The 16,569-nt window shown below is 61.8% G+C and carries 14 protein-coding genes; 7 read left to right on the top strand and 7 right to left on the bottom strand.

All coding sequences use genetic code 11. From position 1 onward, the window contains the following. The first annotated feature begins 8 nt into the window (after positions 1-8). From L8U60_RS06265 to L8U60_RS06240, 6 genes are all read left to right on the top strand, one after another. Positions 9-2,516 carry a DUF6049 family protein gene (locus L8U60_RS06265; protein ID WP_269965511.1) on the top strand — a complete coding sequence of 836 codons (2,508 nt, stop codon included), beginning with the start codon at positions 9-11 and terminating at the stop codon, positions 2,514-2,516. Positions 2,517-2,589: 73 nt separating this feature from the next. Next, on the top strand, positions 2,590-5,664 hold the full coding sequence (gene murJ / locus L8U60_RS06260; protein WP_269965510.1) for a murein biosynthesis integral membrane protein MurJ: 3,075 nt from the start codon (positions 2,590-2,592) through the stop codon (positions 5,662-5,664). A gap of 185 nt (positions 5,665-5,849) precedes the next feature. After that, the gene (locus L8U60_RS06255) at positions 5,850-6,467 is read left to right on the top strand and encodes an RNA polymerase sigma factor (RefSeq protein WP_269965509.1); all 618 of its coding nucleotides are present in this window, start codon (positions 5,850-5,852) and stop codon (positions 6,465-6,467) included. Positions 6,468-6,523: 56 nt separating this feature from the next. After that, the gene (gene trxB / locus L8U60_RS06250) at positions 6,524-7,468 is read left to right on the top strand and encodes a thioredoxin-disulfide reductase (protein WP_269965508.1); all 945 of its coding nucleotides are present in this window, start codon (positions 6,524-6,526) and stop codon (positions 7,466-7,468) included. Between the two features lie 125 nt (positions 7,469-7,593). Further along, complete coding sequence (trxA, locus tag L8U60_RS06245; RefSeq protein WP_269965507.1) at positions 7,594-7,917, top strand: thioredoxin; 324 nt, start codon at positions 7,594-7,596, stop codon at positions 7,915-7,917. A gap of 80 nt (positions 7,918-7,997) precedes the next feature. Next, positions 7,998-9,176, top strand: a complete 1,179-nt coding sequence (locus L8U60_RS06240; RefSeq protein ID WP_420840160.1) for an N-acetylmuramoyl-L-alanine amidase — start codon at positions 7,998-8,000, stop codon at positions 9,174-9,176. Positions 9,177-9,308: 132 nt separating this feature from the next. On the opposite strand, the gene L8U60_RS06235 is transcribed toward L8U60_RS06240, so the two are convergent. The 7 genes from L8U60_RS06235 to rpmH all read right to left on the bottom strand — a co-directional run bounded on the left by L8U60_RS06235 (position 9,309) and on the right by rpmH (position 13,891). Beyond that, positions 9,309-10,433 (bottom strand): ParB/RepB/Spo0J family partition protein, encoded by a 1,125-nt coding sequence (locus L8U60_RS06235; protein ID WP_269965506.1) that lies wholly within the window; start codon positions 10,431-10,433, stop codon positions 9,309-9,311. 1 nt (position 10,434) lies between these two features. Beyond that, positions 10,435-11,376 carry a ParA family protein gene (locus L8U60_RS06230; protein WP_269965505.1) on the bottom strand — a complete coding sequence of 314 codons (942 nt, stop codon included), beginning with the start codon at positions 11,374-11,376 and terminating at the stop codon, positions 10,435-10,437. Between the two features lie 101 nt (positions 11,377-11,477). Continuing rightward, the gene (gene rsmG / locus L8U60_RS06225) at positions 11,478-12,119 is read right to left on the bottom strand and encodes a 16S rRNA (guanine(527)-N(7))-methyltransferase RsmG (RefSeq protein ID WP_269965504.1); all 642 of its coding nucleotides are present in this window, start codon (positions 12,117-12,119) and stop codon (positions 11,478-11,480) included. A gap of 5 nt (positions 12,120-12,124) precedes the next feature. Further along, entirely contained in the window at positions 12,125-13,141 is a 1,017-nt protein-coding gene (gene yidC / locus L8U60_RS06220; protein WP_269965503.1) for a membrane protein insertase YidC, read from the bottom strand. A 6-nt stretch (positions 13,142-13,147) separates the two neighbouring features. Further along, positions 13,148-13,390: a membrane protein insertion efficiency factor YidD gene (gene yidD, locus L8U60_RS06215; RefSeq protein WP_269965502.1), complete on the bottom strand. Its 243-nt coding sequence runs from the start codon at positions 13,388-13,390 to the stop codon at positions 13,148-13,150. Continuing rightward, positions 13,387-13,743 (bottom strand): ribonuclease P protein component, encoded by a 357-nt coding sequence (rnpA, locus tag L8U60_RS06210; RefSeq protein ID WP_269965501.1) that lies wholly within the window; start codon positions 13,741-13,743, stop codon positions 13,387-13,389. Before rnpA ends, yidD begins: the two co-directional genes overlap by 4 nt. Positions 13,744-13,753: 10 nt before the next feature. Next, on the bottom strand, positions 13,754-13,891 hold the full coding sequence (rpmH, locus tag L8U60_RS06205; protein WP_084576676.1) for a 50S ribosomal protein L34: 138 nt from the start codon (positions 13,889-13,891) through the stop codon (positions 13,754-13,756). Between the two features lie 977 nt (positions 13,892-14,868). On the opposite strand from rpmH, the gene dnaA reads away from it, so the two are divergent. Next, positions 14,869-16,416, top strand: a complete 1,548-nt coding sequence (gene dnaA, locus L8U60_RS06200) for a chromosomal replication initiator protein DnaA (RefSeq protein WP_420840166.1) — start codon at positions 14,869-14,871, stop codon at positions 16,414-16,416. The last annotated feature ends 153 nt before the right edge of the window (positions 16,417-16,569 follow it).

Below are 16,569 nucleotides of genomic sequence, written 5' to 3'. Positions count from 1 at the left end.
GGATTTTGATGGCTGCTGCGGTGTGTGCTGCGGCGTGTACTGCTGGGCTCCCACTCGCAGCGGCGCAGTCCATCCCGGTGCCACTCGCGCCGGATAATCCGGCAGTGGCGGACCAATGGGTAAACTCGCAGATCAGGCTAGGCGAAGGCACGCATGGTGTGGGTATTTCGCTTATGAGCGCCCCCTCCACCGCCCCCAGTCGCGAGCCCATCCGGGTGAAGGTGCGGGTGCACAATGAAGGCTCTGAACCCGCCACCGGCCTGACGCTGACGCCGCGCCGGGGACCGGTCTCCGGGTCGCTGACGGATGCGCGGGCAGCCACGGTGGCGCAGGTGGGGGAGTACGCGATTGCCGGTGAGCAGGTGACAGTTCCGAGCGTCCCAGCAGGCGGGGACGTAGAAGTAGAGGTCACGTTCAGCGCCGAAGAACACCCCACCACCGTGACGCGCCCGGTGATGGTCGTGGCCGAGAATGCCGGTGCCATCGTGGATACGGAGCGCTGGCACATGACGGTGAAGGGGACTGGGCAGGGGAGTGCGCAGGGGACGTCAGGCGTTGACGAGCTTGAACGCACGCCCGCCGGCATGTCCGTGCTGTACCCGATCACCGCACCGGTTGACATTGTGCCGGGGGAGACGGGAGAGGCACCGAACCGGCCGCCGCTGATTCTGGAGTCAGAGCAGTTGGCGGGGCAGATCGCGCCGGGTGGCCGGCTGGACCAGCTGGTGGATATTTATGCCGAGCTGGGTGCCGGGGATGAAACCTGCATGGCGGTGGACCCGGCGCTGCTGGACACCGTGGCCAGGATGGCGGGCGGCTACACCGTGAATGATGACAGGCCAGCACCGGCGGAGAAGCGCCAGCGCCTGCGTGATTCCTGGGGTAGTTCTGATTCAGGGGCGGGTTCCACGCCAGGAACCGGCGCCGATGATGCCACGGCGTGGCTGGAGAAGATCCAGGCAGCGGCGAAGGACAAGTGCGTGCTGGCCATGCCGTGGGCCAACACGGACCTAGAAGCCGTGGCACGTACTGGTAACAGCTGGCTCATGCGTGAGGCAGTGGAACGGGGAACGTTCACTGCCGAACGCGTCTTGGACACCCCGATCACGCGCAACGTGGTGCTGCCGGGGGCTGGCTACGTCACCGAGGAGTCCGTGGCCGGTATGGGATGGGCTGATCACAGCCAGTCCACGGTGCCGGAGGTGGGGATGCAGACGGCGTGGGAGAAAGCGTCGAGAAGCAATCCCAGCGACACCGCGGACCGTGCGCCGGATGGGCGCGTGGAAGGTGAGCAGCGGAGCACCCTCGATGATCCGGCGATGCCGAATGCGGCGGGGATTGCGGCGCCGCAACCAGCGGAAACAGTGCGCGTGCTGGTGGCTAACAACACCACGAACGTGAATTCCGCGCATAGTCGTTTCACGGATCTGCGGCCCGGCGTGGTCTCAGTGGGCTTTGATTATCAGCTCGCGTCGATCCTGGCCACGACGGGGCCGAATCCGGAGACAACGGGTTTTTCGGACGATCACCTGCGCTTTGATTACACGCGGGACTCGGAAGTAGCGCGCAATACTACGGCGGCGACGGCGGTGCGCACGCTGGCGAATTCGCACGTTGTGGTGGGGGAGAGCTCTGAGGCGCCGGAGCCTGTCCTCGTGGCGCCGCCGGCTGCGTGGGAGCCCACGACGGCGCGCGCGGTGATGGAGACGGTCGCCGAACTGTTCCGCGAGCGCACAAGCGTGCCCATGAGCCTGGAGGACTACATGCGCCTGCCGGCTGATCCGGCGCAGCTCATCGCCGGCGCGCCAAGCCTGCTGGAGGCCGATCCGACGGTCTACTCCGACACGGAAGTGCTCAATGCGTCGCAGCAGGGGGCGTTTATCGACGATCTCACCGCCCTCCTCGGCAGCGACCCCGCCATCGCGCTGACGCAGTATGGCTACACCCTGCCACTGCGCCAAGATCTGCTCAACGCACTGACGGTGACGGGCCGACGGTCCTACACCGGGTACATGGAGGCGCAGCAACGGACGCGAGAACGCCTCAACGGCAACCGCGATGCCCTGGCTGGTCTGCGCGCCGCCATCAACCTCATCCCACCGGGCAACGTGTACACCCGCGCGTCTGAGTCATCGCCGCTGCTCATCGTGGCGGAAAACGGTCTGCCGCTGCCGGTGGACGCATCGATTCTGTACAACGGCCCCGCTGGCGCGCACCTGAACACACCGGCTGAATTCCGCATCCCGGCGCGCGGCTCACTGACCCTGCAGATGACGGCCGACTTGGAAGACCGCGAAGACCAGACGAAACTGCAGCTCTACCTGGCCACCCCGAAGGGCCAGCCGATCTCCCAACCGGTGGACATCGCGGTCCAAACCGCCGGTGGTGCGGTGCAGAACTGGATCATCATCGCCGGTGCCAGCGCGCTCTTCGTTTTGGCGTTGATGTTCCAGCGGGGGAAGCGGCGTGGGTCACGCGGGTCTAACGGGGTACAAGCTGTGGCGCAAGAGGGCTAACATACGCATAGTCCCCTGGCAGTAGCCCCCTGGCGGTTCTGCCATAACTCTCTTTGATCTCTTTGGAGCACCTGTGACGCAGCTTGAACGCAAGCCCACGAGCGACAATTCTGTCGTGCGCTCAACCGGCTCGATGGCTGTGGCGACGTTGATGTCGCGCATCACCGGGTTCATCCGCACGGTGATGATCACCTCCGCGCTTGGCGGTGCAGTGGCGTCGGCCTTCAATACGGCGAACACGCTGCCGAACATGATCACGGAGATCGTGCTCGGCTCGGTTCTCACCGCACTGGTGGTGCCGGTGCTCGTGCGCGCGGAGAAGGAGGACCCGGATCAGGGTGCGGCGTTTATCCGGCGGCTGTTCACGCTGACGCTGACGTTGGTCACGGTGGTCACCGTGGTCACGGTGATAGCGGCGCCGTTGCTCACGCGGGTGATGTTGGATGCGGACGGTGAAGTCAATGTCATCCAATCCACATCCTTTGCCTATCTGCTCTTACCGCAGATCATGTTCTACGGGTTGTTCTCCCTTTTCATGGCGGTGTTGAACACCAAGGAAGTATTCCGGCCCGGCGCGTGGGCGCCGGTGGTGAACAACCTGGTGTCCATCGCGGTACTGGCCTTGTACATGCTGCTGCCAGGCAGTATTGACAAGGATGATCCGACCGGCGTGATGGACCCGCACGTGCTGCTGCTGGGTCTGGGCACCACGCTGGGTGTGGTGGTGCAGTGCCTCATCATGGTGCCGGCGCTGCGTCGCCTCAACATTGATCTGCGCCCGCTGTGGGGGTTGGATGACCGCCTGAAGCAGTTCGGTGGCATGGCCGTAGCCATTGTCACGTACGTTGCTATCTCCCAACTGGGCTACATCATCAACAACCGCATCGCCTCGGAGGCCTACAGTTCCGCCCCGGCGATCTACATGCAGCACTGGCTGCTGCTGCAGGTGCCGTACGGCATCATCGGCGTCACCCTTCTCACCGCGATCATGCCGCGCCTGTCCCGCAATGCGGCCGATGGCGATGATGCGGCGGTGGTGCGTGACCTGACGTTGGGCACGAAGCTCACTTTCATCGCGCTCATTCCCATCATCATCTTCATGACGGCGCTGGGCCCCGACATCGGTGTTGCACTGTTCCACTACGGCCAGTTCACGGAGACGGATGCGCGCACGCTGGGCATGACGCTGAGTTTCTCCGCGTTCACGCTCATCCCGTACGCCCTAGTGATGCTGCACCTGCGCGTGTTCTACGCGCGAGAAGAGGCCTGGACGCCCACCTTCATCATCGCCGGCATCACGGTGACCAAGGTGGTTCTGGCCATGCTCGCGCCCACCGTGGCGGCCAGCCCCGAACAGGTCGTGGTGCTGCTCGGTGCCGCCAACGGCTTCGGTTTTGTCGCCGGCGCGATCGTCGGTGCGTTCTTGCTGCACCGCAAGCTGGGTAACCTCGGCGCGCGCGCTGTCCTGCACACCACCGTGTGGGCGGCAGCAGCCGGCCTGGTGGGTATCGCCGCAGCACTAGTCGCGCGCTACCTCCTGCGCATCCTGCCGCCGCTCATTCCGGGTTCGGTGGGTCTGCTGGTGCAAGTCGCGGTACTGGGCATCATCTTCGTCATCGTCACCGGCATCGTGTTGTCCTTCTCCGACCTCGCGGAAGTCCGTAGCCTCGGCGCCGCGCTCGCACGCATCCCGGGCCTGAACAAGATCATTCGCACCACGCCCGCAGACACAGTTGCGGCCAAGCAGGTTCCGGTCCAATTTCTTATCGACGACACCTTCAACGCCTCCCCCATCCCACCCCCCATGTCCGCTGGTGTTGTCCGCGGCCCGCGTCTCGTGCCCGGCGCGGCAGTATCGGATGGGCGTTTCCGTCTCCTGCGCGATCACGGCTCCGCCGGCAATGCCCGCTTCTGGCAGGCAACGGAGTTGCGTACCGGGCGGATGGTGGCCCTGACCTTCGTAGATACGTGTGGCGCCGCTCCGCTGGCACCAGTCACCCCACGACAAGCTGCCCTCGATGCTGCTGGGGTTGCCCACCGCACCCGCCAAATTGCGCAGCTGAATCTGCCGGCAGTCGCCCCAATCATTGACATCATTTCCTACCGCACCGGCTGCGTAGTCGTGGCGGAGTGGATTGCCGGCTCCTCCCTGCAGGCCGTGGCGGAATCGACCACGCCGCTGCTGGAAGACGCCGTGCATGAGGCGATGGTGCCGCTGACGGAATCCATGGAATACGCCCATGAACAGGGCCTGGCGCTGGGTCTGGATAACCGCAACCGCATGCGCGTCACCGAAAGCGGCGTGGTGGTTCTGGCCTTCCCCACGGTGCTGGCCAACGCGAGTGCGGAGGCCGATGCCGCCGCCTGGGACTCCGCACGTGAACTGCTCATGTCCGCCACCCAACCAGACGCAGACCTGGAAGACGGCCTGGAAGAAGGCCCAGCAGCACCCCTAGAAGCACCCCAGCCCGCCCCGGAAACCACACCGCAACCGGCCCGTGTCGCTGGCTTTGGCGCGCGTGATGTGGGCACCGCCGGCACGACGGCACTGGTGTCCATCGCCATCGTTGCGGTTGTCGCCGTTGCTGCCCTGACCGTCTACGTGGTCAGCCACTTCAGCAGCAACCCCGATGCGCCAGTGACCAAGAACTCGGTGGAACAGGCAGAGCAAGCAGAGCAGCTGGAGAAAGAAGAAAAGGACTCCGGCGACACAGTGCGCCTGCCAGTGATCATCTCCTCTGTGTCCACCAACTCCACCTTCGCACCGCTCACGGACGGGGATACCGCCACCACTGCCACCGTTGAGCCGGGCGACCGGATCGTGCTCACCGCCGTTGAGCGCGCCGGGAGCACCAGCTTCACCCCGCGCAGCATCATCCTGGACAGCCAGACCGGCGGGCTGGATTACACGGTCTTCGCCCTCCCATCCGGCGCGTCCGCCACCGATGCGGACCTGCCTGTGATTGCCAACGGCACCCTGCCGGAGGAGCGCTTCACCATCACGGTCGCCGAGCAGGCACAGCAGGGTGAGCTCAAGGACCTCAGTGGCGTCGTCGTTGCCATCAAGGCGCCGACGCAAGAGCGCGACTGGGATGGGAAACCGGCGGTGATGCGGGACATCACCATCGTCGGAACGCGTACGCGCTAAGTGCGCACGAAACGGTGAGCAAAAAGCCCCCGACTTTTTGGCCGCCATGATCCTTCCACAATCTTGTCCGCCGATGTCCACTTAAGTGGACACTTTTTGCTGGCATGGCGTCTACCCGCATGCCACAATGAGGGCACATGTCAAGGACACATATCGGGGTATTGGGATTGTCTGGGGGGACAACCATGAACAACACGATGAAGAACATTGAGCGCAGAAAAGCTCAGCACACACAGCGCACACAGCGCGCTTGGTCGGATGAGGCTTTGGCGGCGGCGTATTTGAAGGGGGATGTGCGGGCGTTTGCGGCGATCGTCGATAGGCATACTCCGCGTCTGATTGCTGTGGCGCGCAAGAATGCGCGCACGCACCAAGATGCGCAGGACATCGTGCAGGAGGCGCTGCTGAAGGCCTCGCTGCACATGCATACCTTCCGCTCGGAGGCGGCGCTGGCCACGTGGCTGTGCCGGCTGGTGATTAACGCGGGCTATGACCACGCGAAACGCGCGGACAACAAGCGCCGGCACCTGAGCCTGGATGATGAGGACACGATGGGCCCGGGCATCGTCACCGCCGCTGCGTACACACCGCTGGCGCACTTCGATCGGATCATGGCGCTGCGTCAGATCTTGGCCAAGATGCCATCAGCCAACAGGCGTGCGCTCATGCTTATCGACGTCCAAGGGTTCAGCATCAACAACGCCGCCCGCAAACTGGGCGTGGCACCCGGCACCGTGAAGTCCCGGCGGCACCGTGCGCGCGAGATGATCGTGGACTACTTTGCGGACGAACCGGTGGGATAAGTGCAGGTGAGGGCTGGGATAAGCCGGTGTCGCAGGAGCGCGTTACACTGGCACGCATGACCGAACCGAACACCACGTCAGAAACGCAGGACGTCATCATCATTGGCTCCGGCCCAGCCGGCTACACCGCTGCGCTGTACACCGCGCGCGCCAACCTTAAACCGCTGGTGTTTGAGGGCTGGGAGTTCGGCGGTGAGCTGATGAACACCACCGAGGTGGAAAACTTCCCTGGTTTTGAAAACGGCATCATGGGCCCCGAGCTGATGACGCAGATGCGTGCCCAGGCAGAGCGCTTCGGCGCGGACCTGCGCGCTGAGCTGGTGGATAGCGTTGAGCTGGACGGCGACATCAAGAAGGTCCACGTCGGCGATGAGGTTTACGCTGCCCGCGCTGTCATTCTGGCCACCGGTGCGGCACCGCGCCACCTGGGTATCCCGGGTGAGCAGGAGCTGACCGGCCGCGGCGTGTCCACCTGCGCAACGTGTGACGGCTTCTTCTTCAAGGACCAGCACATCGCCGTTGTTGGTGGTGGTGACTCGGCGATGGAGGAAGCAACCTTCCTGAGCCGTTTTGGTTCCAAGATCACGCTCATTCACCGCCGTGAGGAGTTCCGTGCGTCCCAGATCATGCTGGACCGCGTGCGGGACAATGAGAAGATTGAGATTCTCACCAACACCGTCGTGGAAGAGGTCCTCGAGGACGGCGGCAAGGTTAATGGTCTGCGCCTGAAGAACACGGTGACCGGCGAGGAATCCACCCTGGACGCCACCGCCATGTTCGTGGCTATCGGCCACGATCCGCGCTCCGGCTTCCTTGACGGCCAGGTGGCTACGGACGAGGCTGGGTACGTCACCGTTGAGCACCCAAGCACGAAGACCTCTGTTCCGGGTGTCTTCGCCGCAGGTGATCTGGTGGATAACTACTACCGCCAGGCCATCACGGCTGCCGGCTCCGGTTGCCGCGCGGCCCTGGATGCGGAGCACTACCTGGAAGCGCTGTAAAAAGCAGCTTCCATCTAAAAGTTTTCAGGTTGTTTTCCAATCCGGCCCACCGCGTGGCGCCGTAGGACACAATAGGGAAACACATCCGGGAAACACATCAACCACAACCCATAAAGGAGCAAACAATGCAGGGTTCTATCAAAGCTGATCAGTTCACGTTTAAGAATGAGGTCATTGACGCCGACGGTCCGGTGCTCGTGGACTTCTGGGCTGACTGGTGCGGCCCGTGCCACGCCCTGGCACCGGCACTCGAAGAGGTCGCTGAGGAGATGGCCGGCCGCGCGAAGGTGGTCAAGGTCAATGTGGACGAGGACCGTATGCTCGCTGCCACCTACCAGGTCATGTCTATCCCGAACCTCCTGATTTTCAAGGATGGGGAAGTGGTGGATAACTTCGTTGGCGTGCAGCCGAAGGAGGCCATCATCGAGCGCCTCGAGGCACACCTTTAAACTCTCGAGGGACCTTCGCCAGTTTGCTACGTGCGGACAGTAAGATTGGTCCGGTACGTGTTAACAAAGAAAGGTGAGCAGTGATAGGACGTCTTGGGGTCGGGGATTCGAGCCCGCGCGTCGCTGAGGTCCGCTCAACGCTTGCGCGATTGGGCCTGCTCACCGGCTTTGAAGGCGACGTGGGGGAGTGGAGTCGCCGTAAGTTCTCGCCGGAAGAGATGCTTTTCGACGAAGACTTGGCCAACACCCTCAAAGCCTTCCAGCAGTCGCGCGGGATTTTGCCCTCGGGTGAGATTGATGATTTGACGCTGCGCGAACTGCGTCAGGCTTCCTACACTCTTGGCGCGCGTGTGTTGAGCTACCAGCCGAACCAGATCATGGTCGGTGATGACGTGAGCCAACTGCAAAAGCAGCTCCAGGAGCTGGGCTTTTATTCCGGCCGCATCGATGGCCACTTCGGTGCGGATACGCATGAGGCCCTGTCGAATTACCAGTTGAACTACGGCATCCAGGATGACGGCATGTGTGGGCCGGAAACGCTCCACGCGCTGAGTCTGCTGGGTCGCCGCATCACTGGTGGTTCCACCCAGGCGATCCGTGAGCGTGAGGTTGTCCGCATGGCTGGCCCACGTTTGACGGGTAAGCGCGTGGTGATTGATCCGAATATTGATGTGGCCAACACCATGAACGTCACTGGCCCCCACGGACAGATCTCCGAGGAGGAAATCCTGTGGGATCTGGCCTCCCGCGTGGAGGCCCGCATGATCGCTGCCGGTATGGAGACGATCATGTCCCGCCCCCGCGGTGATCACCCCACGCCGAAGGCGCGCGCCGATATGGCGAATGGTTTTGATGCGGATCTGCTCATCTCTTTGCAGCTAGACCGCTACCACAACGACAAGGCCAACGGTGTGGCCACGTTCTACTTCGGTTCGGAGCAGGGCGCGTCCTCCATGACCGGTGAAACCCTGTCCGGTTTCATCCAGCGTGAGATTGTTGCGCGCACGGAGCTGGGCAATTGCTACACCCACGGCCGCACGTGGGAGCTGCTCCGCATGACGGAGATGCCGTCTGTGGAAGTAGTGCTGGGTTACCTGACTAACCCGCATGACGTGTCCATTGTCACCGACCCAACCCAGCGCGACGCGATCGCCGAGGCCATCGTTGTCGCCGTCAAGCGCCTCTACCTGCTGGAGCAGGACACTCAGCCGACGGGCACCTACTCCTTCAAGGAGCTCCTGCAGGAGGAACGCGACTAAAGGTTGCAGGCCAATCGAGATTTCTAACACAGCCCCGCTAGCCCAATTTTTAAACCCCCTGGTCAGGGGGTTTTGGTCTTTCAAGGGCTCGGCGCGACTGTCAGATTTCTCGAGTGCCAGCCTTAAATCTCCCTATTCCCGGCCCTCGATGAGGGCCAAGATGCGCTCAAAGTCCTCGCGGTCCCCGAATTCCACGACGATCTTGCCCTTGCGCTTACCCATGGTGACGGAGACCTTGGTGTCCCATTCATCGGCAAGACGGTCAGCGGCCTGGGTGAGGAATTCCGGCTGCGGGGTGGGCTGACGCTTGGGTTTCTCCGGCAGCGCACCCGAACGGTTGAGCAGGGCGACAGCCTCTTCGGTGGCGCGCACACTCAGGCCCTCCGCCACGATACGGTCCGCCAGCTGCTCCTGGGCTTCTGCCCCGGCCTTGACGGCCAGCAGTGCACGGGCGTGGCCGGCACTCAAAACACCAGCGGCGACACGGCGCTGCACTGGCACAGGCAGGTTGAGCAGGCGGATCGTGTTCGTGATCGTCGGGCGGGAGCGGCCCAGGCGGTCGGCGAGTTCTTCTTGGGTGACCCCAAATTCATCAAGAAGCTGCTGGTAGGCAGCACCTTCTTCGAGGGGGTTCAGCTGGACGCGGTGGATGTTCTCCAGAAGCGCGTCACGCAGCATGTCCTCATCGGAGGTCTCACGCACAATCGCGGGAATGTGCTTGAGGCCCGCCTTGGAGGACGCGCGCCAGCGGCGCTCACCCATGATGAGCTCGTAGCCGTCCTTGGCTGGGCGGACCACGATCGGCTGCAGTAGACCAAATTCCTTAACGGAATGGACCAGCTCGGCGAGCTCATCCTCATCAAATTCCGTACGCGGCTGCTTGGCGTTGGGGAAGATGTCCCCGATGGGGATCTCCTGGTAAGTCGCCCCGAAAGAATCAGCGCTGGCCATAGCAGCCGGCACCGTGCCAGAACGCTTACCACCAGTTGCGGAGCCGCCAATCACCGGTGCACCAGGAATCAAAGGGGCACCCTTCTTCGGGCGTGCGCCCGAAGAAGAAGCAGAGGGACCCGAAGAAGAAGCAGAGGAACCCGAAGAAGAAGCAGAAGCCCCAGCATTCCGCGCGCCCTTCGACCCGCCAATGATCACGTCGGCGGCGCTGTCACCCAGCGGGCCGGTCTTCTGGTGGTGGTCCGGGTTGGATGGGATCAGGGCAGCGAGACCGCGACCTAGTCCGCCTTTACGCTGTTGCGCCATATTAGTTGTCCTCCTGGCCGAGTTGGGCGGCGATCTCGGGGCTCACGCCGATGGGCCCTGTGGTTGGGTGCGGCTGATAGTCACCGCGGGTTGCTAGTTCCTTGGCTGCGTCGAAGTAAGCCATGGCGCCGGTGGAGCCTGGGTCATAGTCGATGACGGTTTGGCCAAAGCCGGGGGCCTCGGACACTTTGACGGAGCGAGGGATGACGTTGCGGAGCACCACCTCGCCGAACTGGCCACGGACTTCGGCGGCGACTTGTTCGGAGAGTTTGGTGCGGCCGTCAAACATCGTCAGTAGCACCGCAGAGATGTGCAGGTTCGGGTTGAGTGCCTGACGGATCATGCTGATGTTGTTCAGCAGCTGGCCCACACCTTCGAGTGCGTAGTACTCGCACTGAATAGGGATCATCACTTCGTCCACGGCATTCATCGCGTTGATGGTCAAAAGGCCGAGGGATGGTGGGCAGTCCACGAAGACGTAATCGAATTCGTGCTGCTTCAAAAAGCCGCGGCGCAACGCGTCGGCCAGGCGGTATTCGCGGCGGACCAGGCTGACTAGTTCAATTTCCGCGCCGGCGAGATCGATGGTGGCAGGGATGCAGTACAAGTTCGGGTCAGATTGTTGGAGGGCTTGCTCCGCGGTGGCGGCGCCAATGAGGACCTCGTAGGAGGAGGTCTCCCCATCGCGGTGGGCGGCACCAAGAGCGGTAGAGGCGTTGCCCTGCGGGTCCAGGTCAATCACTAGGACCTTGCAGCCGAGTTTGGCCAGGGAGGCAGCCATGTTCACGGAGGTGGTGGTTTTACCTACGCCGCCCTTCTGGTTGGCCACGGTGATCACACGGGGCTCATCGGGCTTGGGCACGGTGGCCTGTCCGGTGTTCATGTGTGCGGCGCGGCGGGCGGCGGCCGCGATGGGGGTGTCGTCCCACTGCTGGTCGTCCACGTGGCCTCCCGTTGCTCCCTAAAGTGTCCCTAAAGTATTCCTAAAGTGACTGCATCAAAACTTGTTACACACAGACTCTAATAAATGCCTGCGACATCCGTTCAGCCTGCCCGCGTAATGCGGATCAAGGTGGTGGGTTGCTCCAGCACAGCATCGCCCGCGGTGAAAATTTCCGCGTCGACGCCGCCAGCTTTCGCAATGACCTTCGCGTCGCGTTCAAGCTCTTCGCTTACCGACGCCCCCTTCATCGCCACCATCGCCCCTCCCGGACGCACCAACGGCAGCGACCAGACGGCGAGTTTGCCGAGGGGGGCGACGGCGCGGGAGGTCACGACGTCGAAAAGCATCTTCTTTTGCTCTTCCGCGCGGCCGCGAATGACGGTGACATTGTCTAGGCCGAGTTCCTCTTTGACTTCACCGAGGTAAGAGGAGCGCTTGAGCAGCGGCTCGATCAGCGTGACAGAAAGGTCTGGGCGCGCGATGGCCAGCGGAATACCAGGCAAGCCGGCACCGGAGCCGATGTCCGCGATGGATTGGCCTTCGCTGAATGCTTCGGAGATGACAGCGCAGTTGAGAATGTGGCGGCTCCACAGACGGGAGACCTCTTTCGGGCCGATGAAGCCACGCTCCGCTGCCGTGGTGGCCAGCGAGTCGTGGTAGGCCTGGGCGAGCTCCAGCCGGTCACCGAAGACGGTGCTTGCAGCGGCGGGAGCTGGCTCAGCGTGGGAAAGGTTGTCCGACATGGGCTCTACTTCTGCTTCTTTGCGTCTGCCTGACGCTGCTTCTTCGTGCGGTTATCCACCTTGCGGGCACCCGGCAGCGGTGCGGAAGCGCGCTTCGCCTCGCGGCGTGCTTCTTCTTCCTCGGCCTCTTCGCGGTCCATCTTGGCAAAGACGATGGTGGACTGAACGAAGGTCCACACGTTGTTGGTCACCATGTAGGTAAGCAGGCCGATGTGCCAGAACACACCCGTGATCAGCAGCGTTGCCGGGAGGAACCACAGCATCATGCCGTTCATGGTCTTCATCTGAGTTTCCATGAGTTCCGGCGACATCGGGCCGTTGTTTGCCGGCTTCTTGCCCTTTGCTGCCTCTTCAGCCTTGCGCTTAGCCATGCGCTCACGCTGGCGCTTCATGGACAGGCGGGCGTTGAAGTGCGTCATCACCACGCTGATGAGGATCAGCGGCAGAGCCACCATGATGATGTTGGTCTTGGTGAAGTCCACTGGGGCGAACGCTGCATACTGCTCCTGCGGCATGGAGATGTAGGACGACAGCGGCACGCCGAACACGCGGGCATCCAGGAAGGACTGCACGTCCTCAGGAGAGAAGATGTAGTTCGCCGTGTTGCGGTTCTGCTCCACGCTCATGCCCAGGCCACCGGCACCAGTACCGGTGCGGTTGAAGGAGCGCAGCACGTGGAAAAGACCAATGAACACAGGCAACTGCGCCAGCGGCACGATGCAGCTGGCCAGTGGGTTCATGTTGGCTTCTTTGTAGAGCTTCTGAGTCTCCGCGGCCATTTTGGCCTGATCCTTGCCGTACTTGGCACGGATTTCCGCCATCTTCGGCTGGAGCTCCTGCATCTTCCGGCCAGAGCGGAGCTGGTTGACCATCGGCTTCACCAAAAGCACACGAATACTGAAGGTGAGGAACACGATGGCCAGGATCCAGGAGGCACCCGAATCGGGGGAGAAGATGTAGCCGAAGACCTTGTGCCAGAACCAAAGGACGGCAGAGATCGGCCAGTAGATGAAATTCAGCACTGGGGTCTAACTCCTGACTTGTGGTACGGGGTCGTATCCGCCTGGATGCCATGGCCCGCACTTGCATAGGCGGGTGGCGGCGAGCCAGCTACCTTTCCATGCGCCGTGTTCTGACACGGCGGTCAAAGCGTAGGCACTGCATGTGGGCTCGAAGCGGCATGTTGGTCCCATTTTAAGGGGTGACAGATATTTTTGGTAAAGGTGCAGTAACGCAAGGACGACACGCTGTGCGGGATTACGTGGGCTCATGATGCGTGTTTCGCGGCCGCTCGTTTAAGGCCGTTTGCCAGATCCTTACGCAGGTCCTCGGTTGAGGCCTCCGCGCTCGCCGGGAGTGCCCGCAGGACAACGTCGGTTTCGCGCGGAAGCTTATCGACGATCTCCAAGCACAGATGCCGCAACTGCCTACTCACCCGGTGCCGGGCAACAGCGTTACCTACCTGCTTAGATACAACTAACCCGAACCGTGGACCACCAGTGATGATGGGCTCGGTTCGGGTGTAGTAATGCACCACTACGGTGCGGGTGCCAGCACGTCCACCTTTGCGCATTGCATGGCGGAAGTCCGCCGATGACGTGAGCTTATGTGGGCGTGGCAGCACTACAAAGCACTTACGCGGTGAGGCTCTTGCGGCCCTTCTTGCGGCGCGCAGAAACGATGGCGCGGCCGGCGCGGGTGCTCATACGGGTACGGAAGCCGTGCTTGCGGGCACGACGACGGTTATTGGGCTGGAAAGTCCGCTTAGGCACGGTGACTCCTTGACGTCGTGGCGGCCTGCGGCGGTACTCCACTGCTCCAACGTGGGTGCGGTGGTGCACACGCCTTCCGGGGTTAAGGCAGCCGGAAAACTTCTAGTAGTGAGATTGCTCTTAGGTAGCTCGAGTCCTACTGATCCTCGGGCTTGAGGCATGCGTTATCCGAGCTGACTCGCTTCCCATCCACCCCACTACCTGGGGTTGTTGTGGGCTGCGGCCCGGTGCTCGGCGCAGATAACGCTCTCACGCACACCCTGTGACAGGTGTGACAGACCACGACAGAATACGGCAGCGTTAGCCCTGCTGACAAATCGACGCGCGGGGGCGAGCAACTGGTTTCCTAACTACCCCCGAAATTACAAGCGTGTGTTTTTCCGCAGGTCAAAAGCGACACGCCGAGGCAACCTGCAAGAGACCTGTCAATCACACCACCACGTTGTCCCGACCCCGATTTCAGCGACCCCCCGACCCCACTTCAGCGAAGGCCGGAAAAAGCCATTTTCTAGACAGTCCACGTGCTTACCGAGTAGAAAGTTTCTATCACCACAACTTCACAAGAACGTTTTGGTCCCCGTTGTGGATAAACCTCAACTATCACTTGAGGTTTTTGCACCAACTATTTCAAACGAGCAGGTCACAGCGGGTTTTTGAGTCTTAATTGTTTTTCCACAGGGAGAGGCATATCTTGTGGATAAACCCCACAACTCAAAGACTCACACCTGTGGATAAAGTTGTGGATTACAAGGTAAGAGCGGGGATTCCATCCCGCCGCGGATGTGAATAGTCCCGTGGATAACCGTGGGGCCGGTTCCTGAAAAATTGGTAGGAGAGGCATGGCACACGAACAGCAGGGGCTTGACGCCCTGTGGCACGACATCGTTGCCGAACTGCTCACCCTCTCCGAGCGCCCCAACTCCAACGTGCCCACTTTCACCCCCGGTGACCGCGCCTACTTACAGCTCTGCCACCCGGTGGTTCTCGGCGAGGGCTACTGCATTTTGTCCGCCCCGCACGCCGCCGCCAAAAACGTGGTGGAAACCCGCCTGGCCCCGCACATCAGTGAACTTCTCAGCCAACGCATGGGCATGCCGTGCACCCTAGCCGTGACAGTTTCTGCAGGTTCTCCCGCAGAGCAGGCACCAGAGCCAGCAGAACCGGTCCAGCCAGATCAACCTGCCCAACCCCAGAGCCAACCCGCTCGCCAGTGGTACTCCACCTACTCGCAGTCGGCAGGGGAGGAGCACACTGCAGCATCGGTAGCACCGGCAGCACCGGAGCCGGCTGTATCTTCTGTACCTTCTGCACCTTCCGCACCCATCGCCGGCGAACAGCTACCGATGGGCCTTGATGAGCTCGCCCGAATTCACGCGCAGCAGCAGGAGAACCTGGTGGAGGAGTCTCCCCGCCAGCAGTCGGCGCACCCGATTGTGCCGGCGCCGCAGCGTATTCCGCGTGAGAAGCCGGCGGTGGATCCAAACCGTGAGACGTCGCTGAACCCGAAGTACACGTTTGAGAACTTTGTTATTGGTTCCTCCAACCGCTTTGCCAACGGTGCGGCCGTCGCAGTGGCGGAAACCCCAGCCCGTGCCTACAACCCGCTGTTCATTTGGGGCGGCTCCGGCCTGGGCAAGACGCACTTGCTCCACGCGGCTGGCAACTACGCCCGCGTGCTGCAGCCGAATCTGCGTATTAAATATGTGTCTTCGGAAGAATTCACGAATGACTACATCAACTCAGTGCGCGATGACCGGCAGGAATCCTTCAAGCGCCGGTACCGCGACCTGGACATCCTCATGGTGGATGACATCCAGTTCTTGGAAGGTAAGGAAGGTACTCAGGAGGAGTTCTTCCACACCTTCAACGCACTGCACCAGGCGAATAAGCAGATCATTTTGTCCTCTGACCGTCCGCCGCGTCAGCTGACCACGCTGGAAGATCGCCTGCGCACGCGCTTTGAGGGCGGGTTGATCACGGATATTCAGCCGCCAGACCTGGAAACGCGTATTGCCATCTTGATGAAGAAGGCTGCCGCCGACGGCACCCAGGTCAGTGACGATGTGCTGACCCTCATCGCGTCCCAATTCGAGTCCTCCATTCGTGAGCTCGAAGGTGCATTGATCAGGGTCTCGGCGTACTCCTCCTTGATCAATGAGCCGATCACGCTTGAGGTTGCCCAGGTTGCATTGCGCGACATTCTTCCTGATGAAGGCGACATCACTATTACTGCCGCCACCATCAAGGAAGTAGCTGCGGAGTACTTCCGTATTTCTATGGATCGGCTCACCGGCTCCGGCAAGACGCGCACCGTTGCGCATGCTCGCCAGTTGGCCATGTACCTGTGCCGCGAACTGACAGATTTGTCCCTGCCCAAGATCGGCCAGGAGTTCGGCGGCAAGGACCACACCACGGTCATGTATGCCAACCGGAAGATCCGCAAGGAAATGACAGAGAACCGCGAGACCTACGACGAGATCCAGGAACTCACCCAGATCATCAAAAATCGAGTCCGCGCACGCTAACTCAGTTCATAACAAGGACCGCTCCCACGTGGGGCGGTCTTTTTTGCTTTTCGACGTCCCCTGGCGTGTGTAAAAATTTACAACGCAAAAAATCGGCCCGGATGAAACCCCTGGTAGAAAATTTCTATCTTTTGGTAGTTACCGGTGCAATGT

This window comes from Corynebacterium meitnerae, from assembly GCF_027570075.1.
GTDB classification, from domain to species: Bacteria; Actinomycetota; Actinomycetes; order Mycobacteriales; family Mycobacteriaceae; genus Corynebacterium; species Corynebacterium meitnerae.
This window is presented reverse-complemented; position numbering and strand designations above follow the sequence as displayed.